An 18723-nucleotide genomic window follows, 5' to 3' on the forward strand; every position below is an offset into this window, starting at 1 on the left:
TGCGTTATGGCGTGACGAAGCGCGGCGGTTCCGGCAGCACGGAGGACCGCCGCCGCACGCCGCGCAGCGCGCGATCCACTGCGGCGACCTGCTCCTCGATGGAAATCAGGATCTGCGACGTGACCTCCAGCGCCCGATCCTCGTAGACCCAGCCGTCCGGATGGCGGTCGCTCCAAGCGGCGACCGTTCGGTCGCGCTCGCGCAGCAGATTGATGATCTGCGGCCGGAACAGCCGAATCATCGCGGTGATCCAGCGGTTCGCCGGCCAGGACGGACGAGCGTGATCGACGGTGAAGCTGTCGAGCATGCGGATCACGTCGTCGGCCCCATACCACGTCTCCCCGGTCACCCAGCGGTTCGTCGTGAACAGGCGCACCGGCTGCCCCGCCACGTCCATGGCGATCCCCACCAGATGGGACAGCGCGTCGTTGGGATTGTCCGGCGCCTCGTAATCCCGCAACGGCACCGGCTCCATGCCCGGCGGCATGCCCAGCGGCCGCAGGAAGGTGTGGAAGTGCCCGTGCTCCCCATCGGGCCGCTCGTCCTCGGGGTGGCAGTGGTAATAATATTGCGCATGATACTCGGCGTCGTAGACGTCGCCCGGCGGGTAGTGGCGCCATTCGTAGAGCGTGCCGTGCCCGCGCAGCAGCTCCCCCACCACCGTGTCGCCGGTCTTGGCGAGGACGCGCTGGCACTGCCGGACCTCCCGCGCGGCCTCCGACATCGCCTGCAACTCGTCGCGCGAAAGCTCCGAAAGCTCCATCATCGGATGCTCTGCCCCGTCAGCCCCTGCCCTTCCTGGATCCCTATTACGTATGAGGCTTTGTACGCATAGCAAGCGCTTTCCTTAACGGGCGCCCATCGCACCGGCACGGCCGGCCTCCGCACGGAACACCGCCTCGCCCCGCCGCAGGGTCCAATCGACCAGCGCGCCTTCCACCTGACCCAACGCCGTGTTGAAGGCAGCGATCACGTCGGTGAAATCCGACCCGCGCACCGGGACCACGGCGTCGAAGGTCTCGCCCGCCTCGATGGTCCGGTTGGGCATGGCGACCAGCTTGGCCGACAGCCGCACCCGTACCCGGTCCGGCACCGCGGCGCTGGGATTGGTGAACTCCGCCTGGAAATCGCGCAGTTCCGTCTTCAGCAGGAAATCCGACCGCAGCCCTGCGGAATCCCGCCCGACCGAGACGATCCGCCGGCTGTCCTCGAAGGACTGGACGATCAGCCCCTGGACCATGTTCGGCGCCCGGTCGGCCCAGGACACCCCGGCGAAGTAGTCGAGCGCGGTGGCGGAGCGGGTGACCGCGATGCGCGGCGTGTCGATCCCGGCGCTGGCCGCCGGAGGCTCCACCAGCAACTGCCAACTCACCGGCGGCAGCCCGGACTCCGCCACGGTTCCCGGCGTCAGCGTGTAGAGGCTGGGCGCGGTGGGGTTCAGCGCCGCGCAGCCGGCCATCAGCCCGACCGCCAGCACCGCCGCCCCCAACCCCCTTATCAAACGGCTCGTCATCGTCCACGCACCTCCACGCCCTGGCGGGTTCCGCCGAACAGGAAGTTCGACGGGTCGTTCTCGATCCGCGTCACGACGCGGGACAACTGCCCCGACAGGTCGCGCAATTGCGAGATCAGCAAGGTCAGTTCATACAGCCCGCCGCCGGTGAAGTCGCGGATCGCCCCGCGGTTCTCCCCGATCATCGCGTTCAATTGGTTGGCGGTCTTGTTCAGCGATCCGGCCAGGGTGTGCAGATCGCCGGTCACTGTCTTCATGCCGCCTTCCACCGCGGCCAGCGTGCGCTGCGCCTGGTCCATGGTTTCGCCGATCTGCGGCCCGACCGTCTCGAAGCCCTGGAGTGTCCGGTTGGCCTGGGCGAGCGTCGTGTCCAGCCCCTGGCTGGCGCGGGCCAGCTCGCCGGTCAGGTCGCGGGTGTTCGCGAGGATCTCGGCGATGGCCGCCTGGTTCTGCGGGGTCAGCAGGTCCGCCACCCGGTTGGTCAGGTCGAGCGCGCGGTTCAGAAGCTGCGGGGCGGCGTCGACGAACACCGTCAGCGACGACGGGCGCGATGGGATGACCGGGATGCCGCCGTCATGCGCCGTGCGCAGAAGCTCGCTCATCTCCGTGCCGCCGGAAATCTGGACATAGGCGCCGCCGGTGATGCCCTGGACCTCCAGCGAGGCGATGGAGTCGGTCTTGATCGGCGTGCCTTCCTGCACCTCGATCCGCACGCGCACGCGGCTGACGTCGTTGGGGTCCAGGCGGATGTCGGTCGCCGTGCCCACGGGAATGCCGCGGTAGCGCACCGGGCTGCCCTCCTGAAGGCCGGTCACCGAGCCGGTGAAATAGATGTAATAGGGCTGGCGCGTCTCCTCCAGCTGGATCTTGGCGACCCAGACCGTGAAGACGAAGAGGCCGGCGAGCAAGGCCAACACGAAGCTGCCCACGAGGATGTAGCTGGTGCGGGTTTCCATGGCGTCCGGTCAGCTTTCTGCATGGCGCGCGGCGCGGCCGCGCGGTCCGTGGAAATAGTCGTGAATCCAGGGATGCGGGTCGCGGAGATGCTCCTCCAGCGTGCCCACGCGAATCTTCTTGTCCACCAGCACGGCGATGCGGTCGCAGATCGAGGTCAGGCTGTCCAGGTCGTGGGTGACCATGAAGACGGTCAGACCCAGGCTGCGCTGGAGGTTGCGGATGAGCTGGTCGAAGGCGGCGGCGCCGATGGGGTCCAGACCGGCGGTCGGCTCGTCCAGGAACAGAATGTCTGGGTCGAGCGCCAGCGCGCGGGCCAGCCCGGCGCGCTTGATCATGCCGCCCGACAGCTCCGACGGGAACTTCGCCCCGGCGTTGGGCGGCAGACCGGACATGGCGATCTTCACCCGCGCGATCTCCGCCGCCAGCGCCGCGGAGAGGTCGGTGTGCTCGCGCAGCGGGACCATGACGTTCTGCGCCACGGTCATCGAACTGAACAGCGCGCCATTCTGGAACAGCACGCCGGTGCGCGCCTGGAGCGCCACCCGCTCCGATTCCGGCAGGCCGGCGGTGTCGCGGCCCAGCAGCTCGATCCGGCCGTCCGCCGGGCGGATCAGGCCGAGGATCTCCTTGAGCAGGACCGACTTGCCGGTGCCGGAGCCGCCGACCACGCCCAGCACCTCGCCCCGCCGCACGTCGAGGTTGAGCCCGTCATGGACCACCTGCGGGCCGAAGCGCGTGACCAGCCCGCGCACGCGGATCACCACGTCCTGCGCATCCGGTTGCTTGTCGTCAAACGGCGCCACGGTCCCTCACAGCCTGAGAAAGGAGAACAGGACGGAGAACACCGCGTCCAGGACGATCACCAGGAAGATGGACTCCACCACCGACTTGGTGGTCAGCGTGCCGACGCTCTCGGCGCTGCCGGAGACCTTCAGCCCCTCGTAACAGCCGACCATGGCGATCACCAGCGCGAAGACCGGCGCCTTCACCAGTCCAACCACGAAATGCGGCAGCGTGACGGCGCCGTGAAGCTGGCGGATGAACTGCCCGAAGGTGATGTCCAGCGTCGCGTAGCTCATCACCGCACCGCCGAACAGCCCCATGATGTCGGCGTAGAAGGCCAGCAGCGGCAGGGTGATCATCAGGGCCAGCGCGCGCGGCACCACCAGAAGCTCCACCACGTCCAGCCCCAGCGTGCTGATGGCGTCCACCTCCTGATTCACCTTCATGGTGCCGATCTGCGCGGTGAAGGCGGAGCCGGAGCGCCCCGCCACGATGATGGCGGTCATCAGGATGCCGATCTCGCGCAGGATCGACACGCCCAGCAGGTTGACCACGAACAGCTCCGCCCCGAAGCGGCGGAGTTGGTCCGCCCCTTGGAAGGCCAGAACCACGCCGATCAGGAAGGACAGCAGCCCGAGGATCGGCAGGGCGTTCAGCCCGGTCTGCTCGATGTGGAACATCACCGAGCGGAAGCGCAGCCGCCGCGGGTTGACGATCAGCCGCCCGAAGGTGATGGCGATCAGGCCGAGGAAGGACAGCAGGTCCCGCCCCTCGCGCAGCCCGTCCACGGCGGTGCGACCGGTGCGCTCCAGCATGTCGAGGATGGGGTGGTGCGTCTGCGCCCGCTCGACCGGAGGAGGGCCGACCTCGCGCACCGCGTCGAACAGGGCGGCGTGCTCCGGGCGGATGGCGGTCAGATCGACGCCGTGGCCCGCCGCCTTCAGCCGGTCGGACAGGGCGGACAGCAGATAGGCGCCCACCGTGTCCATGGCGTCCAGCCGCGACAGGTCGAGGCTGACCGCCCCGCCGCCGTCCAGCGCGAAGCGGTCGAGCGTGCCCGAGAGCCCACCCGCGGCCTTCAAATCCCAATGGCCGAGAGCCGTCAGCCGCCATTCACCGTCGCCGGCGCGCGACGATTCCAACCACGCCCTTTCGCGCGCCATGCCCCGTCCTGCCCTTCCCTTCCGGTGCCGCCCTGTGGCGATGCTCATGCTTGTGGAGAGGAACTTGGCCGCAAGCCCCCCCGATGGTCAACCTCAAGCCGGGGAAAAACAGCCGCACAGCGGTGGTTTGCACGCGGACCGCCGCCCCGATAGTATGGCGCCGCCGTTGCACAGGAACCTTTTCACCATGCCGAACCCCATCGATCTGAAGAACCACATCCGCGGCATCGCCGACTTCCCCAAGCCCGGCATCCTCTTCTACGACATCTCCCCGCTGCTGGCTCACGCCGAGGCATGGAAGGAAGCGGTGGACCAGCTCGCCGAAGCGCTGCGCCCGCACAAGCCGGAACTGCTGGTGGGAATCGAGTCCCGCGGCTTCCTGATCGCCGCCCCGCTGGCCCTGGCGCTCGGCACCGGCTTCATCATGGTGCGCAAGCACGGCAAGCTGCCCGGCGACAAGGTCGCCCATTCCTATGACCTGGAATACGGCACCGACACCATCGAGGTTCAGGCCGACGCCGTGAAACCCGGCCAGCGCGTGGTCGTCCTGGACGATCTGCTGGCGACCGGCGGCACCATGGCCGCGGCGATCAGCCTGCTGCGCCGCGTCGGCGCCGACGTCCGCGCCGCCGCCTTCCTGGTCGAGCTGACCTTCCTCAGCGGCCGCGACAAGCTGGACGTGCCCAGCGTCTCGCTGATGAGCTACGATTCGTAAAAGCGCCTCCCGGAAAGGCGTCTGCCCATGATTTGAGCACCCCTCTCCCGTCCCGGGAGAGGGTGGCGCCAAAGGCGCCGGGTGAGGGTCGCCCGAGGATCAAGGCGCTGATTCTCGGCGGCACCCTCACCCTTCCCGCGCGTTGCGCGGGTCCCTTCCCTCTCCCGAGGCGGGAGAGGGAACATCGCGACGGCAATCCGCCGGTCATGGCACAGCGCTTGCGAGAGTTGCCGGTCACAGTTGCTCGGCAGGGCGCCCCATGACCCATATGGCCCCGGTGATTCTCGAACAGCCGCCCCTCCTGGCCGTCCGGCCTCCCGAAACCGTTTCCATGCGGACGCGCGACGGCGTGCGGCTGGACGCCGACCTTTACAGGCCCGACGGCGTCGGTCCCTGGCCCGTCCTGCTGTTGCGTCTGGCCTGCGGGCGGCGCACGGCGATGACCAGCCATTACGCGCACCCGCGCTGGTACGCCGCCCGCGGCTATGTCGTCGTGGTGCAGGACATGCGCGGGCGCGGCACGTCGGAAGGCCGCTTCCGCCCCTTCGAGGCGGAGCGCGAGGACGGCGCCGACGCGGTGGCCTGGGCGGCCTCCCTGCCCGGCTCCAACGGCACGGTCGGCATGTATGGCAGCGGCTACGCCGGCATGGCGCAGCTCCTGGCCTTGGCCGAGCGGCCCGCCGCTCTGCGCGCCGTGGTTCCGGCACTGGCGGGTTGGGACGTGTTCACCGACTGGGCGACGGAGGGCGGCGCCTTCCGGCTGGCCGACGCGATGGACTGGGCGCTGCGCTGCGCTGCGGAGTCCGCCCGCCGGTTGGAGGATGGCGCGGCCTACCGCGCGCTCCTGGAGGCAATCCGCAGCCTGCCTTTGGACGACGAGATCCCCTCCCGCCCGCGGGTGTTGCGGGACTACGCGCGCCACTGCCATTACGACGACTGGCTGACCACGCCCGGCCCCGGCGGAAGCTGGGACGAATTGTCTCCCCGCCACGCGCTGTCCGACGGCGGGGCCGGAGAGGTGTCCATCCTGCAGATCGGCGGCTGGTACGACCCGCGCCTGACCGGCACGCTGGCGGCGCACGAGGCCCTGTCCGCCGGCGGCGACGGCACCGTCCGCCTGCTGGTCGGCCCCTGGGACCGCCATGGGGTGACGAACCATGCCGGCATGGACGGCCGGGCGCCATCCGACGTGCCATCCTTCGACGCCCTGCAACTCGGCTGGTTCGAGCGCTTCCTGAAAGGCGAGATGACCGGCGCGGAGCGCGGCGGGCCGATCCGTCTGTTCGACGTTCTGGAACGCCGCTGGCGCGACCTGCCGGCCCTGCCGCCCGCCGCACAGCGGCTGCATCTGTCGAGCGACGGACTCGCCACGCGGCGCGGCGGTGCCCTGCGCGACGATGCCCCGGACGAAGGGTTCCTCGACGTGCTGGTCCACGATCCGCGTGATCCGGTGCCCACCGTGGGCGGTCACGCCGTGCCCGACGCCGGCCCACGCGACCGCGCCGCCGCCGACGCCCGCCCCGACGTGGCGGTCTACGACACCGCGCCGCTCACGGCGCCGCTGACGCTGTCCGGCCTCGCCGCTTTGGAAATCTGGGTGGAGGCGGACGCCCCGTCCTTCGACGTCAGCGCCGTTCTGTCCGCCGTGCTGCCCGACGGGCGCGTCCTGCCGCTCAGCCAGGGTCACGCGCGGGTCGAACCGGGCGGCGAGCAGCGTCCCATGCCGGTGGCCCTGCGCGCACTCTGCGCGACCCTGCCCGCCGGAAGCGCGCTGCGTCTCAGCCTCGCCGGGTCCTGCTTCCCGGCCTATCCCGTCAACCCGGGGACCGGGGCGGAGCCGGGCGAAACCCGGCTGGTGGACGCGCAGCCGATCACCCTGCTGATCCATGGCGGCGGCGCCCGCCCGTCGCGCCTGCTGCTGCCGCTCCGAGACTGACCGTCGGCCCCTTCAGGGGCGTCGGCCAAGGCCTTCATCCCGGTCATCGCCGAAGCCGTGCTCATTCTCGTCGGCCGGCTCGAAGTCGCGGAGGGCGCGGGCGGCGCTGCGCAGGCACAGGTTCAGGCTGCGGTCGAGCAGGCGCATCATCAGGTCGCGGAACGGCGTCTTGTCGCCCAGCGACCAAGCGCGTTCCACCATCGCGGCATACATTTCGCGATCCTCGTCCGTGATCACCACCGGCGGGAAACCGGCGCGGTTCAGGATCAGGTTGCACAGCAGAAGCGCGGTCGCGGCGTTGCCCTGGAAGAAGGGACGGACGCTCATCAGCCGATGATGGGCCTCGAAGGCGGCCTCCGGCCCCGCTTCCGTCCGGCGCAGCCAGCCCGACAGCGCCGACATCGACACCCGCACCTTCGCCGGATCGGGGGAGGCCCCGGCGTCGTCCTTCAGCGCGCCGTCCCGGTAGCGCCCGGCGTTCGTGTCGATTCCCTGATAGAGCACGCCATGGAAGGCCGCGATGGTGCGCTCCGTCACCACCCCGCCGCCCTGGAAGGACAGGCGGGCCATCAGTTCGAGCGCGGCGCGGTGGTTGAGCGCGAGTCGCTGCGGCTCGGCCGGACGGCTGCGCAGCACCGCGCCGCGGTCCAGCACCATGCGGATGTCGTCCGGGGACAGTTCCTCCCCCTCGACGAGAAGGCAGGCGGTGGTCAGGCCGCGTTCGAAGCGGTCGGCCAGATCGCGGACCACCGTCAACGGCATCGGCCGGGCGTCGTCCAGAACCCGCTTCTTTTCCAGAATATCGTCCAGCAGCGCCATCGTCCCGAACTCCGCAGATCCCGTGCATTTTCATAATGCCTGGACGGCGCGCGGGGAAGCACATCCTTTGCCGGCTCACAAGCTCAACAGGGTGCGGTGCAACCTCCGGCCTGCGGTTTTTTGCCGCTTGTGCCGCCGCGGTTGCCGGTTTTAACATCGCAATACAAGATTTCCGCCCGCCTATACTCGGCTGACCCGGCCCTCTGGAAGGATTGATCCGATGCAACATGTTGCCTGGGATAAATCGATGAGCGTCGGCGTCGAAGTTCTCGACGACGACCACCGAAAATTGCTCGACATGTTCAACCGGCTGCTGAAGGCCGGCATCGCGGAGAAGGACCGCTCCAGCCTATCCGGGCTGCTGGGGGGCTTGCAGGAGTACACGACCGTGCATTTCGCGCGGGAAGAGGCGCTGATGGAGCGGCAGGGCTATCCCGGCCTCGACGCCCACCGGGCCGCGCACCGCTATTTCATCGACGAGGTGCACAAGCTGACTCTGGACGATGACGACAGCAACGAGATGATGCTGCGCATCGACCTGATTCTGCTCCTGAAAGAATGGTTCATCGAACACATCCAGTCGGTTGATAAGCAGTACAGCCCCTTCATGGCCGAAGACGCCGGCAGCAGCACCGCCCATTGAGCGCACGCGCGAAAGCCCCCGCACCGGGTGGAGCGGGGGCGTTTCGTCAGCGCCTCGGAGGCCGCCACCCGATCAGAAGGCCATATCAGAAGGCCATGGTGCCGCCCGGCTCGCGAAGACGCAGATTGTTCTGAACGTGACGGACGCCGGAGATGGCGTCGGCCAAGTCCTCGGCCCGGCGCTTCGCCATACGGTCGTCCACCGTGCCGTCCAACGTGACCTCGCCACCCGACACGGACACCGCGATGTCGGTGGCGTCGAGATAGGAGTCCTCGGTCAGCCGGTCGTTCAGATCGTCGCGGATCCGTTCGTCCGACCGGGTGTAGCCCCGTGGGCCGCGGCCGCGGAACTGGGCACGCCGCTCGTCCTCCTCGCGACGGCGTTCGGCATCGTCGTTGCCGAACCAGGAGGCGACCTCGTCACCGGCCTGCTCCCAGAAGTTGCGCTCCCGCGCCATGCCGATGGGCTCGTCGCGATGGCGCTCCCCGCGCATCCGGTCATCCCGCATACGGCCATCCCACGCGCGGTCGTCGCGATGCCATCCGCGCTCGGCGTGGCCCCAGTCGCTGCCCCAGCGGCGGGCGGGATCGCGTCCGCCGGAACCGCCGCTTTCGTAGTCACTCCGGGGATAACCGCCTGCGCCGTAGGCTCCGCGCCCAAATTCGTTGCGGTCGCGGACGTCGCGGCGGTCGTCCTCGTCCACATTGCGGGCCTCGTCCTTCCACCGGTTCTCGTACTGAGTCATCGTGCCAGACTCCCGTTCGCCGTTGACCGCCGCCCATCCGGACGGCCCTTTTGCAACAGGACGGCGCCGGGCTGCGTTCCCCTTTCGGCGCATCGCCGGAGTGTCCGCACAATCTGGCACGCGGATTGCTGCGCTGCACACAGTCATCCACGCAGCCTTGGCCCCGGTCCCCCTTCGGACCGGGGCTTTTTTTCCAGGAGACGGGTTACGCCGCGTTGACCCAGCGGCGGATCGGGCTGCGCGACAGGGCGGAATTGCTGTAGGCCGCCCGGTGCGTGATTTCCGCACCCACCCAGTCGGGAAGCGGAACGACTTGGTCGGCATGGGACAGTTCGACCTCGGCGATCACCAGACCGGCGTTCTCGCCGCTGAACATGTCGACTTCCCAGCAGAAACCATGGTGATGGATGAGGTGGCGGGTCTTCTCAATCAGGCCGCCACGGCAACTGTGGCGCAGCAGACCCAGGGCGAGGTCGAGGGAAAGCGGATGTTCGACCTCCTCGCGACACAGGCCGCGGCGGGGGCCTTTGACGGTCAGCGTGGCGTCCGGCCCCGCCACCCGGACCCGCACCGTACGACCGTCGTCGGAGGGCAGATAACCCTGGACGATGGACAGGCCGTTTCGGCACAGGGGACGGATGTCCCTCCGGACCAGAAAGCGCCGTTCGATCTCAACCGCCATGATATCCGCCTTTCGGCATATCGGACACCGCTGAGGATAATCGCCCGCCACGCTGCGGCGCAACCATGCCTCATACGCATGAAGTCCATTCCTGCGTTGCGGTATTACCATTTGGACACATCATCGAACAAGCGCCCACGACGCAATGCCCGACGCTCCGTGGTGGGAGCGGTCACCCGTTCTGGGGTAGCATGCCGCCATGGCACAAGACTTCGCACCCTGGCTGATCCTGTTCGCCGTCTACGGCGCGCCCCTCCTCCATGTGATGCTGTCACGGCGCGGCGGCCCGTGGCGTCCCCCGCCCGGCACGCGCTGCCCCTTCGGCCCGCGGGCCGGCTGGGTGGTGATGGTGCTGATTCTGGGGCCGATCGGCTGGCTGATGTTCGTCATGCGCAACGGGCGCCGTTCCCGTCCCGGCCGCAGCCCCGGAGCGTGACGCCCCAGGGCCGGTGGCGGAACGGGAACGGCGCCCGCGCGTTGGGTTGCCCGGACGGGTTGCCCGTCAGATGCGGCCCATCAGCAGCAACACGATCAGGATCAGAAGCAGCACGCCGAGGATACCGCTGGGACCATAGCCCCAACTACGGCTGTGCGGCCACGCCGGAACTGCGCCGATTAGAACGAGAATCAAAATGATGAGCAGAATGGTGCCGATGCTCATGGCGTCCTCCCAAATGTGGAGCTTTCGCTGACAAGAACGCGAGCTTGGCCGGGTGGTTCCTGCTTCACGCCTGTTCTTTGGCGCCCACCATCTCCATTCGGGGCAGAGACGCCCTACCCTTCCGGCTTTTCTTCAAAGCCCACCTCCACCGGCCTTCCCCGGCTCACAAAGGCGGTCCGGCGCGGCGACTCGGGCGCTCCCACACCTTCGCCAGCAGCGACAGCTTGCTCCGCCCCGGCAGCCGTTCGTCCGACAGCGCTTCCAGGAAGTCGGCCAGACGCTTGGAGCGCATCACGCTGAAGGCGATCAGACCGACCGTCGCCAGCAGGACGAACAGGAAGAACAGAACGCGCGCCGGCAGCGGATCGTCGGCCATGGCGAGCAGGTTCATGCCGAGAAAGCCGGTGACCAGCGTCCCGATGGTGCTGACCACCGTCACCACGGTCAGCCGCAGCACCGTGTTGGCCTGCCGCCGCAGCCCGTCGCTGTCCAAATAGTCGCTCATGTCCTGGACCTCGTCCCGCACCTCGGCGTAGAGGCGGTCGGTGCCGAGATGCCCGGCCCACAGGCGGAACAGGTCGCGCAGCGGCCCCTGGATCGACAGCTCATGGAACCAATAGCGGTGGGTGAAGCGCAGGAAGATCTCGAACATCTGCCGGATGTCCCGCTTGAACCGCTTCACCGACTCCACGGTGCCGATGTCGAGTTGGCTGACCGCCAGCACCAGCCGGTCGGACAGCATCACCAGCGCCGCCCGGTGGAAATGCACGACCAGCCCCAGCAGGAAATATTGGTGGCGGAACTGGCCGAGCAGCCCGGTTTCCGCATCGGTGAAGAAGGCGTCGCGTTCCGACCCCACCATGACCAGCGAATGGCCGCAGCACAGGATGCGGCTGCGCGTCCAGGCGCCGGGCGCCCTTGGGTCCCAGTAGCGGTCGTAGCAGTAGCGCTGCTCGAACCCCTCCAGGAAGGCCGGGGCGAAGGGCATCACTTCGCCAGATCCCGATCCAGGGGAGGTGGCGAAGCCCAGCCGCACCCAGTCCGCCCGCTCCAGCCGTTCCGGCTCGTCCAGCGACAGATAAGCCATGGCCGGCATCCGCTGATATTCGAGTTGGCGGTAACGCAGCAGCCCGGTCTCCTCCGAATGATGATGGACCAGGGGGCGCAGAAGAAACGACCAGTGGGCGGCGATGCGCGGCGCCCGGTGGCGGCACACGAAGGACAGGTAATCGGCCTTCCGCTCATAGTCGGAGGCGGCGAGCACGGCGCCGTCGGCGCCGATCCATTCGACGCGGTGCGGGCATTGTGTGGCGCTGCCGTCCGACTCCCAGGCGGGCGGATAGGTGCGGCCCAGCCGGAACAGCGTGTCCTGCACGCGGTCCAGAGGCAGGTCCTCGCCGAACAGCTCCACGACGAGGATCGCGACATCGACGTCGTGGAAGAAATGCAGATCGACATGGGCGATGGCGAAGCGCAGCGGCGCCTGCCCCCGCCGCAGGGTGACCGTCAGCGCCGCCACGTCGCGCCGCCGGAAGACGCGGATCGGCGAACCGCCATAGCCGGGCCGATGGTCGCGCGATTCCCCCTCGCCATAGAGGAAGCGCTGCACATAGGGCAGAAAGGACACGAACTCGCTGTAATGGCGCTCGCTGAATTCGCCGGGATCCTGGGTGAACTCGTCCGCCACCTCCTGCCAGGGGCAGTCCGGCCCGCCAAGCCACTCCCAATGGTTCTGGATCTGCGCACCCGCCTTCAGCGGCATCAACTGCACCGGCCACAGCAGGATTTCGCGAAACCGGCGCACGCGGATCGGGCTCTCGTCCATGGCGACCCTCCCCCTTGTCCTTCTTTTCCCACATCCTAGCAGAGTCCGGACCGGCGAAAACGCGGCACCAAAGTGGGATTGCCTGGCATTCGCCCCATCCCATCGAACCGGACCATTAACCAGGACGAAAGCCCGGCCCTGGTAGCGTCCCCCGTTCAGACCATGCGCCGGAGGAGGGTTCATTTGCCGAAGACGCGCCGGATCGGGCTGTTCCTGTTGATGGCCGCACTGGGAACGGCCACGTCCGCCCTGGCCGTGGAGGCCCCTGTCTCCAACACTGTCTCCGACACCGTCTGTGTCGGCGAGGGCGCCGGGCGGCGCTGCACCGTGTCCGCCGTCCAGCCTTTCCCCGACAACCGGGGCGGCCTCGGCGAGCTGAGCATCAGCGCGGTGCGCGACGCGGCCTGCACCTCTCTCTACATCATGTTCGACGAGCCCATCGCGCTCGCCCGCCCCGTCACGCTAATGGTGGACGGCGCCCCGCCGCAGCGCTTCTACACGCCGCGGCAGCTTTCCGAGCTTGCCGATGCGCTCGATGAAGCAAGCCAGCCCGACACGGCGCCGGAAGCCGGGCCGCCGGAATTCACCCGCTTCCTGAGCCAGGTGGCCGAGGGCGCCATCACCGACGACGACGCCGGGGCGGAGATGCTGAGGCGCTTCGCCGCGATCAAGGAGCCGCGGCGCATCGGCCTGACCTGCGGCCCGATGGAGCGCCTGATGCCGCTGATGCGCTCGGACCGCCCGCTGCGGCTGGAGTTTCAAAAGCAGGCCGACAGCGCGACGCAGGTCTATCACTGGCCGCGGCTCGACCGGCGAACCGTGGAGTTCCGGCTGGGCGACCTGCTGGAAGCGCTGGACCGGGCCATGCCCGGTTCCTGACCGCGCCATTCGGATTAACCACTCAGGCCGCTTGACCGCACCCACTCTTTGCCGTCCGACTCGCCCCATGAGGATGAATTCGGTCAAGGCGGTCCGGGCAAGCGGCTGTCCGACTTGAGAGCGCGCACCGTCATCCCCATCCTGTCAAGGCAGGACCCACCCATCAAAGACGGAGGAGAGCGGAGCGTGTTCGGCTTTGCGCGCAAACTGTGGTCGGACCCGGAACCCGCCGCGAGCCATGTGCCGCGGGGCGTGCGCGTCTACGCGGTGGGCGACATCCATGGACGCCTGGATCTGCTGGACCAGTTGCTGGTGCAGATCGACCGCGACGCGGCGAGCGGCGCCGACCTCGTCAAATATCTGGTTTTTCTCGGCGACTATGTGGACCGCGGGCCGGATTCCGCGATGGTCATCGAACGGCTGTGCCGCGAGCCCCTGCCCGGCTTCGGCGCCATCCACCTGCGCGGCAACCACGAGGCCGCGATGATGGACTTCATCGACAAGCCCGAGGCCGGGCCGGACTGGCTGGAGTATGGCGGGCGGGCGACGCTGGCCAGCTACGGCGTGCCGGCCCCCGTCGAGGACGCCCCGCCGGAGCATGTGGCGGAGGCCCGCCAGCGCTTCGCCGCCGCCCTGCCGCCCCATCACCGGGCCTTCCTGGCCGGGCTGCGCTCCAGCGTCGCCATCGGCGACTATCTGTTCGTCCATGCCGGCATCCGCCCCGGCCTGCCGCTGCACCGCCAGCGGGACGAGGATCTGTTGTGGATCCGGCGGGAGTTCCTGACTTCCCACATCGACCATGGCAAGCTCGTCGTGCACGGCCACACCATCGTCGAGCAGCCGGACATCCGCTCCAACCGCATCGGCATCGACACCGGGGCCTACGCCTCCAACCGGCTGACCGCGCTGGTCCTGGAGGGCGGGGAGCGCCGCTTCCTCTGCACCATCTGAGGCATCACGTGCACCATCTGACGCCTCACGGCGCGGCGGCCTGACGGCGCCAGTCCTTGAGGAAGTCGAGGAAGGCGCGCAGCGACGCCGGGGGCTGGCGGCGCGAGGGGTAGTAGAGGAAGGGGCCGGGAAAGCTCTGGCTCCAGTCCTCCAGCACGGCGACGAGGCGGCCGGCGGCGATGTGCTCCCGCACATAGTCGTCGAAGGTCATCAGGAACCCCAACCCGTCCAGCGCCGCCCGCAACTGGATGCCGGTGTGCCCGGCGTGGAAGGGGCCGCCGGGCTGGATGCGCACGATGCGGCCGTCCTTCTCGAACTCCCAGGGCGGGTGGGCGCCGCTGGCGTAGACGGTGGAGACGCTCGGCTTGCCCAGCAGGTCCTCGGGCCGTTCCGGCATCCCGAAACGGTCGAGCACGGACGGCGCCGCGCACAGCACGAAGCGCTGCGGCGGGCCGAGCGGCACCGCGATCATGTCCTGGGCCAGATGTTCCTCGTAGCGCACGCCCGCGTCGTAGCCCTGCGCCACGATGTCGATCAAGGCGATGTCCACGGTGATTTCCAGTTCCACATCCGGAAAGCGGGTCAGGAAGGGCGTGACCATCGGGGCCAGCACGAGATCCACCGCCGGGGCCGGCGCGTTGATGCGCAGCCGCCCCGCCGGACGCCCCTGGCGCTCCCGCAGGTCGGACAGGGCGCCCGCCACCTCGCCCAGCGCCGGTTCCAGCCGGCGGAGAAGCTGCTCCCCGGCCTCGGTCGGGGCGACGCTGCGAGTGGTGCGGTTCAGCAGGCGGACGCCGAGATGCTCCTCCAGCTCCCGCATCCGCTGGCTGAGGCTGGAGACGGACACCCGCTGTTCCAGCGCCGCGCGGCGGAAGCTGCGGTGACGGGCAACGGCGGCGAAGGCTTGCAGGTCGCGCAGGTCGGTGTCGTCCATCCCCGGGTTCCGATTGTTCGATGCAGTGAACAGCCCATTCGGCATTGTCCAGCTTATCGGATCAATGGGGTCGGGTCATCATCCAGGGCAAGGCGGCGCTGGAACGGCGCCGCGACGGACGGAGAGGATCAGGAACATGGAACAGCGCACGTTCGGGGCCGCCGGCCCCGTCAGCTCGGTCATCGGCCTCGGCTGCATGGGCATGTCGGACTTCTACGGTCCGGCCGACCAGGAGGAGAGCATCGCCACGATCCACGCGGCGCTCGACGCCGGGATCACCCTGCTCGACACCGGCGACTTCTACGGCATGGGGCACAACGAACTGCTCATCCGCGACGCCCTGCGCGGTCGCGACCGCGACGGGCTGCTCATCAGCGTGAAGTTCGGCGCCCTGCGTGACCCACAGATGGGCTGGAACGGCTATGACTCCCGCCCGGCGGCGGTGAAGAACTTCCTGACCTATTCGCTGCGCCGGCTGGGGGTGGACCACATCGACATCTACCGCCCGGCCCGCCTCGATCCGAGCGTCCCCATCGAGGATACAGTGGGCGCCATGGCCGACATGGTCAAAGCCGGCTACATCCGCCACATCGGCCTGTCGGAGGTCGGTCCGGAGACGATCCGCCGCGCCGCCGCGGTGCACCCGATCAGCGACCTGCAGATCGAATACTCCCTGATCTCCCGCGGCATCGAGGAGGCCATCCTGCCCACCTGCCGGGAGCTTGGCATTGGCGTCACCGCCTACGGCGTGCTGTCGCGCGGTCTGATCAGCGGCCATTGGAGCAAGGACCGCACGGGACAGGATTTCCGCAGCCGCAGCCCGCGCTTTCAGGGCGAGAATCTGGACCGGAACCTGGAGCTGGTGGAGCGTATGCGCGAGATCGCCCAGCGCATCGGCGGTTCGGTCGCCCAGGTCGCCATCGCCTGGGTGGCGGCGCAAGGCCGCGACATCGTCCCGCTGGTCGGCGCCCGCCGCCGCGACCGCTTGGCCGAGGCGCTGGGCGCCCTGGACCTCACCCTGTCGGCGGAGGATCTGGCGCAGCTGGCCGAAGCCCTGCCGCCCGGCGCCGCGGCGGGCGAGCGCTACCCGGCGGCGCAGCTCGTCCATATGGACAGCGAGACGTACAAGAGGCGCTGACCCTTGCCCCCACCCCGGCCCTCCCCCGCTTCCGCGGAGGAGGGAGATTTGTCCCCTCCCCTGCGAAGCGGAGGAGGGTTAGGGAGGGGGCACCATTGCGGGGGTTTCTACCCCTCGACCTGCACCACGCGCAGGTTGTTGGTGGTCCCCGCCTTGGCGAAGGGAATGCCGGCCACCACGACCATCTGGTCGTTGGGCTTGGCGAAACCCTCCTCCTTGGCGAAGCCCAGCGCCCGCTCGACCATCTCCTCATAGGTGTGGATGTCGGCGGACAGGACGCTGTGCGCGCCCCAGAGCAGGGACAGGCGGCGCGACACCGCGGCGTGCGGCGTGATCGCCAGGATCGGCACCGCGGGGCGGCGCCGGGCGATGCGCGCGGCCGTGGTGCCGCTGGAGGTGTAGGCGACGATGGTCGATGCGTGGATCACCTCGGCCAGATCGGCGGCGGCGGCGGCCACCGCGTGCGGCGCGGTCTGCTCCTCGCCGGGGTCGGAAGCGTCGATGATCGAGCGGTAGAGCTTGTGCTGCTCGGTGCTGCGGATGATGCGGTCCATCATCTCCACCGCCTCGACCGGGAAGGCGCCGCTGGCCGATTCCGCCGACAGCATCACCGCGTCGGCGCCGTCATAGATGGCGGTCGCCACGTCCGACGCCTCGGCCCGCGTCGGGGTCGGGGCGTTGACCATGGAATCGAGCATCTGCGTCGCCACGATCACCGGCTTCACCGCGAGGCGGCAGGCGCGCACCAGCTCCTTCTGGCGGCCCGGCACCTCCTCGTGCGGGATCTCGACGCCCAGGTCGCCGCGGGCGACCATGACCGAGTCCGACAGGCGGATGATATCGTCGATGCGGTCCAGCGCCGCCGGCTTCTCGATCTTCGACATCAGCCCGGCGCGGTCGCCGATCAGCCCGCGGGCCTCCAGCAGGTCCGCCGGTTTCTGGACGAAGGACATCGCCACCCAATCTACACCCAGCTCCAGCCCGAAGGCAAGGTCGACGCGGTCCTTGGCGGTCAGGGGCGACAGCTCCAGCACCGTGTCGGGCAGGTTGACGCCCTTGCGGTTGGAGATGGTCCCCCCGATCACCACCTTGGCGTCGATGTGGTCGTCGCCCAGCCCGGTCACGGCGACGCGCACGCGCCCGTCGTCGATCAGCAGATTGTGGCCCGGCATCACCGCGGCGAAGATTTCCGGATGGGGCAGCGGGATCGCGGTCTTGTCACCGTCGGCGCCGGACAGGACGAAGCGGATCGATTCGCCGGCGGCGACGGTGATCTTGCCGTCACGGATGGTGCCGACGCGGATCTTCGGGCCCTGCAGGTCCTGAAGAATGCCGATGGGACGGCCCATCTCGGCCTCCAGGGCGCGGATGGCGGCGTGGACCTTGGCGTGGTCCTCGTGCGTCCCATGGCTGAAATTCAGGCGGAAGGTATCGACGCCGGCCAGGAACAGCCGCTTCAGCATCTCAGGCGTGTTGCTGGCGGGACCGACCGTGGCAACGATCTTCGCGCGGCGGTGACGACGCATATAGTTTCGGCCTCTCGGGCCGCCTCCTTGGTGGAGTGTCGAACGGCGGGCATGCCGGGTGTGAGCCGGGCGGCCATCGAACCGCCCGGCTGCCGTTCACATTGGTGGATAACGGCCCGCTGACAACCACCACGCCCGCAATAATGACCCGGCTGTGGCACAGCCGCCGCCAGCGGGCCGGATCCAGTGTCCGTTTGCACCGCCAATCATCATCGATCCGTCACCGAACGGTCACGCGACGACGTTATCCGACACCCAGCCGGGGTGCGACGCCATCTGCCACTCACTCAGTGCTGGCCCGCATTACCCCTGGTGCGGAACGGGATTTGATCGGGTGCCGGCTTCGGATCGGAAAATTGTTCCGAAGTCGGCCACGGTTGGGTGATGCGCTACGCAGCGAGCCGGTACTGGAAATGCGCCCTCCGGGAGGACGTCAACACCGTCAGGTCCCGGCCCACCACTACGGTCGGTGGCCTTTGGCGAAGCCGTCGCATGACCATATGCTCTTGATCAGCGCTGTGCTCCGGAACGCGCAAGGCCGGCCCCGTTTCCGGGGCCGGCCTTGCCGAGCAGATAAAGTTGGTTGCGGGGGCAGGATTTGAACCTGCGACCTTCAGGTTATGAGCCTGACGAGCTACCGGGCTGCTCCACCCCGCGGATGTTCCTTGGGAAGAAAACCGTGTGCGACGATTGTCAAGTGTTTGTGTGAAACCTGCTGCGTCCACGTCCTTGGATGGCGTGGCGTGTGCCGTGGTGACCTGGCGGCGACCTACTCTCCCACGTCTTAAGACGCAGTACCATCGGCGCTGAGGCGTTTCACGGCCGAGTTCGGAATGGGATCGGGTGTTGGGAG

19 protein-coding genes, 1 tRNA gene and 1 rRNA gene are annotated in these 18723 nt (G+C 68.7%); 7 read left to right on the forward strand and 14 right to left on the reverse strand.

Annotated features, from left to right (window positions below):
- Window positions 1-4 precede the first annotated feature (4 nt).
- The 5 genes from DS837_RS24860 to DS837_RS24880 all read right to left on the reverse strand — a co-directional run bounded on the left by DS837_RS24860 (window position 5) and on the right by DS837_RS24880 (window position 4416).
- Window positions 5-766 carry a DUF6969 family protein gene (locus DS837_RS24860; protein ID WP_149167175.1) on the reverse strand — a complete coding sequence of 254 codons (762 nt, stop codon included), beginning with the start codon at window positions 764-766 and terminating at the stop codon, window positions 5-7.
- An 81-nt stretch (window positions 767-847) separates the two neighbouring features.
- Window positions 848-1513 carry an ABC-type transport auxiliary lipoprotein family protein gene (locus tag DS837_RS24865; protein ID WP_149167176.1) on the reverse strand — a complete coding sequence of 222 codons (666 nt, stop codon included), beginning with the start codon at window positions 1511-1513 and terminating at the stop codon, window positions 848-850.
- Window positions 1510-2469, reverse strand: a complete 960-nt coding sequence (locus tag DS837_RS24870; RefSeq protein ID WP_149167177.1) for an MlaD family protein — start codon at window positions 2467-2469, stop codon at window positions 1510-1512. Before DS837_RS24870 ends, DS837_RS24865 begins: the two co-directional genes overlap by 4 nt.
- 9 nt (window positions 2470-2478) lie before the next feature.
- Complete coding sequence (locus DS837_RS24875) at window positions 2479-3273, reverse strand: ABC transporter ATP-binding protein (protein ID WP_149167178.1); 795 nt, start codon at window positions 3271-3273, stop codon at window positions 2479-2481.
- 6 nt (window positions 3274-3279) lie between these two features.
- Window positions 3280-4416, reverse strand: a complete 1137-nt coding sequence (locus DS837_RS24880) for an MlaE family lipid ABC transporter permease subunit (protein WP_149167179.1) — start codon at window positions 4414-4416, stop codon at window positions 3280-3282.
- A 199-nt stretch (window positions 4417-4615) separates the two neighbouring features.
- Here DS837_RS24880 and DS837_RS24885 point away from each other — a divergent pair, with 199 nt between their 5' ends.
- Window positions 4616-5131 (forward strand): adenine phosphoribosyltransferase, encoded by a 516-nt coding sequence (locus DS837_RS24885; RefSeq protein WP_149167209.1) that lies wholly within the window; start codon window positions 4616-4618, stop codon window positions 5129-5131.
- A 259-nt stretch (window positions 5132-5390) separates the two neighbouring features.
- Window positions 5391-7067, forward strand: a complete 1677-nt coding sequence (locus DS837_RS24895; RefSeq protein ID WP_149167181.1) for a CocE/NonD family hydrolase — start codon at window positions 5391-5393, stop codon at window positions 7065-7067.
- Window positions 7068-7079: 12 nt separating this feature from the next.
- On the opposite strand, the gene DS837_RS24900 is transcribed toward DS837_RS24895, so the two are convergent.
- Window positions 7080-7886 carry a Fic family protein gene (locus tag DS837_RS24900; protein ID WP_149167182.1) on the reverse strand — a complete coding sequence of 269 codons (807 nt, stop codon included), beginning with the start codon at window positions 7884-7886 and terminating at the stop codon, window positions 7080-7082.
- A gap of 220 nt (window positions 7887-8106) precedes the next feature.
- Between DS837_RS24900 and DS837_RS24905 the strand changes: the two genes are divergently transcribed.
- On the forward strand, window positions 8107-8529 hold the full coding sequence (locus DS837_RS24905) for a bacteriohemerythrin (RefSeq protein ID WP_149167183.1): 423 nt from the start codon (window positions 8107-8109) through the stop codon (window positions 8527-8529).
- Between the two features lie 85 nt (window positions 8530-8614).
- Here DS837_RS24905 and DS837_RS24910 read toward each other — a convergent pair whose 3' ends face one another.
- Window positions 8615-9274: a BON domain-containing protein gene (locus DS837_RS24910; protein ID WP_149167184.1), complete on the reverse strand. Its 660-nt coding sequence runs from the start codon at window positions 9272-9274 to the stop codon at window positions 8615-8617.
- A 205-nt stretch (window positions 9275-9479) separates the two neighbouring features.
- On the reverse strand, window positions 9480-9956 hold the full coding sequence (locus DS837_RS24915) for a CYTH domain-containing protein (protein WP_149167185.1): 477 nt from the start codon (window positions 9954-9956) through the stop codon (window positions 9480-9482).
- A gap of 199 nt (window positions 9957-10155) precedes the next feature.
- On the opposite strand from DS837_RS24915, the gene DS837_RS24920 reads away from it, so the two are divergent.
- Complete coding sequence (locus tag DS837_RS24920; RefSeq protein ID WP_149167186.1) at window positions 10156-10392, forward strand: hypothetical protein; 237 nt, start codon at window positions 10156-10158, stop codon at window positions 10390-10392.
- 66 nt (window positions 10393-10458) lie between these two features.
- On the opposite strand, the gene DS837_RS24925 is transcribed toward DS837_RS24920, so the two are convergent.
- Both DS837_RS24925 and DS837_RS24930 read right to left on the reverse strand, forming a co-directional pair.
- On the reverse strand, window positions 10459-10617 hold the full coding sequence (locus DS837_RS24925; protein WP_149167187.1) for a DUF3309 family protein: 159 nt from the start codon (window positions 10615-10617) through the stop codon (window positions 10459-10461).
- 163 nt (window positions 10618-10780) lie between these two features.
- On the reverse strand, window positions 10781-12442 hold the full coding sequence (locus tag DS837_RS24930; protein WP_149167188.1) for a CorA family divalent cation transporter: 1662 nt from the start codon (window positions 12440-12442) through the stop codon (window positions 10781-10783).
- Window positions 12443-12625: 183 nt separating this feature from the next.
- Between DS837_RS24930 and DS837_RS24935 the strand changes: the two genes are divergently transcribed.
- Together DS837_RS24935 and DS837_RS24940 are read left to right on the forward strand one after the other, a co-directional pair.
- On the forward strand, window positions 12626-13321 hold the full coding sequence (locus tag DS837_RS24935; RefSeq protein WP_247890120.1) for a hypothetical protein: 696 nt from the start codon (window positions 12626-12628) through the stop codon (window positions 13319-13321).
- A gap of 186 nt (window positions 13322-13507) precedes the next feature.
- Window positions 13508-14272, forward strand: a complete 765-nt coding sequence (locus DS837_RS24940; protein WP_149167190.1) for a metallophosphoesterase family protein — start codon at window positions 13508-13510, stop codon at window positions 14270-14272.
- A 25-nt stretch (window positions 14273-14297) separates the two neighbouring features.
- Here DS837_RS24940 and DS837_RS24945 read toward each other — a convergent pair whose 3' ends face one another.
- On the reverse strand, window positions 14298-15206 hold the full coding sequence (locus DS837_RS24945) for a LysR family transcriptional regulator (protein ID WP_149167191.1): 909 nt from the start codon (window positions 15204-15206) through the stop codon (window positions 14298-14300).
- Window positions 15207-15342: 136 nt separating this feature from the next.
- Between DS837_RS24945 and DS837_RS24950 the strand changes: the two genes are divergently transcribed.
- A complete protein-coding gene (locus tag DS837_RS24950) occupies window positions 15343-16344 on the forward strand; it encodes an aldo/keto reductase (protein ID WP_149167192.1) in 1002 nt (333 codons plus the stop codon).
- Between the two features lie 107 nt (window positions 16345-16451).
- Here DS837_RS24950 and pyk read toward each other — a convergent pair whose 3' ends face one another.
- The 3 genes from pyk to rrf form a co-directional block, all read right to left on the reverse strand.
- On the reverse strand, window positions 16452-17870 hold the full coding sequence (gene pyk / locus DS837_RS24955; RefSeq protein ID WP_149167193.1) for a pyruvate kinase: 1419 nt from the start codon (window positions 17868-17870) through the stop codon (window positions 16452-16454).
- A gap of 580 nt (window positions 17871-18450) precedes the next feature.
- A tRNA-Met gene (locus DS837_RS24965) sits at window positions 18451-18527 on the reverse strand.
- A 99-nt stretch (window positions 18528-18626) separates the two neighbouring features.
- A 5S ribosomal RNA gene (gene rrf, locus DS837_RS24970) occupies window positions 18627-18723 on the reverse strand; the annotation flags it as partial.

The organism is Azospirillum brasilense, assembly GCF_008365405.1.
Taxonomy (GTDB): Bacteria; Pseudomonadota; Alphaproteobacteria; order Azospirillales; family Azospirillaceae; genus Azospirillum; species Azospirillum brasilense_D.

Coding starts and splice junctions, on each gene's coding strand:
- DS837_RS24915 (WP_149167185.1), bottom strand. CDS start 9,956: ATGGCGGTTGAGATCGAACGGCGCTTTCTGGTCCGGAGGGACATCCGT.
- DS837_RS24900 (WP_149167182.1), bottom strand. CDS start 7,886: ATGGCGCTGCTGGACGATATTCTGGAAAAGAAGCGGGTTCTGGACGAC.
- DS837_RS24895 (WP_149167181.1), top strand. CDS start 5,391: ATGACCCATATGGCCCCGGTGATTCTCGAACAGCCGCCCCTCCTGGCC.
- DS837_RS24920 (WP_149167186.1), top strand. CDS start 10,156: ATGGCACAAGACTTCGCACCCTGGCTGATCCTGTTCGCCGTCTACGGC.
- DS837_RS24870 (WP_149167177.1), bottom strand. CDS start 2,469: ATGGAAACCCGCACCAGCTACATCCTCGTGGGCAGCTTCGTGTTGGCC.
- DS837_RS24905 (WP_149167183.1), top strand. CDS start 8,107: ATGCAACATGTTGCCTGGGATAAATCGATGAGCGTCGGCGTCGAAGTT.
- DS837_RS24925 (WP_149167187.1), bottom strand. CDS start 10,617: ATGAGCATCGGCACCATTCTGCTCATCATTTTGATTCTCGTTCTAATC.
- DS837_RS24950 (WP_149167192.1), top strand. CDS start 15,343: ATGGAACAGCGCACGTTCGGGGCCGCCGGCCCCGTCAGCTCGGTCATC.
- DS837_RS24945 (WP_149167191.1), bottom strand. CDS start 15,206: ATGGACGACACCGACCTGCGCGACCTGCAAGCCTTCGCCGCCGTTGCC.
- DS837_RS24910 (WP_149167184.1), bottom strand. CDS start 9,274: ATGACTCAGTACGAGAACCGGTGGAAGGACGAGGCCCGCAATGTGGAC.
- DS837_RS24865 (WP_149167176.1), bottom strand. CDS start 1,513: ATGACGAGCCGTTTGATAAGGGGGTTGGGGGCGGCGGTGCTGGCGGTC.
- DS837_RS24880 (WP_149167179.1), bottom strand. CDS start 4,416: ATGGCGCGCGAAAGGGCGTGGTTGGAATCGTCGCGCGCCGGCGACGGT.
- DS837_RS24860 (WP_149167175.1), bottom strand. CDS start 766: ATGATGGAGCTTTCGGAGCTTTCGCGCGACGAGTTGCAGGCGATGTCG.
- DS837_RS24930 (WP_149167188.1), bottom strand. CDS start 12,442: ATGGACGAGAGCCCGATCCGCGTGCGCCGGTTTCGCGAAATCCTGCTG.
- pyk (WP_149167193.1), bottom strand. CDS start 17,870: ATGCGTCGTCACCGCCGCGCGAAGATCGTTGCCACGGTCGGTCCCGCC.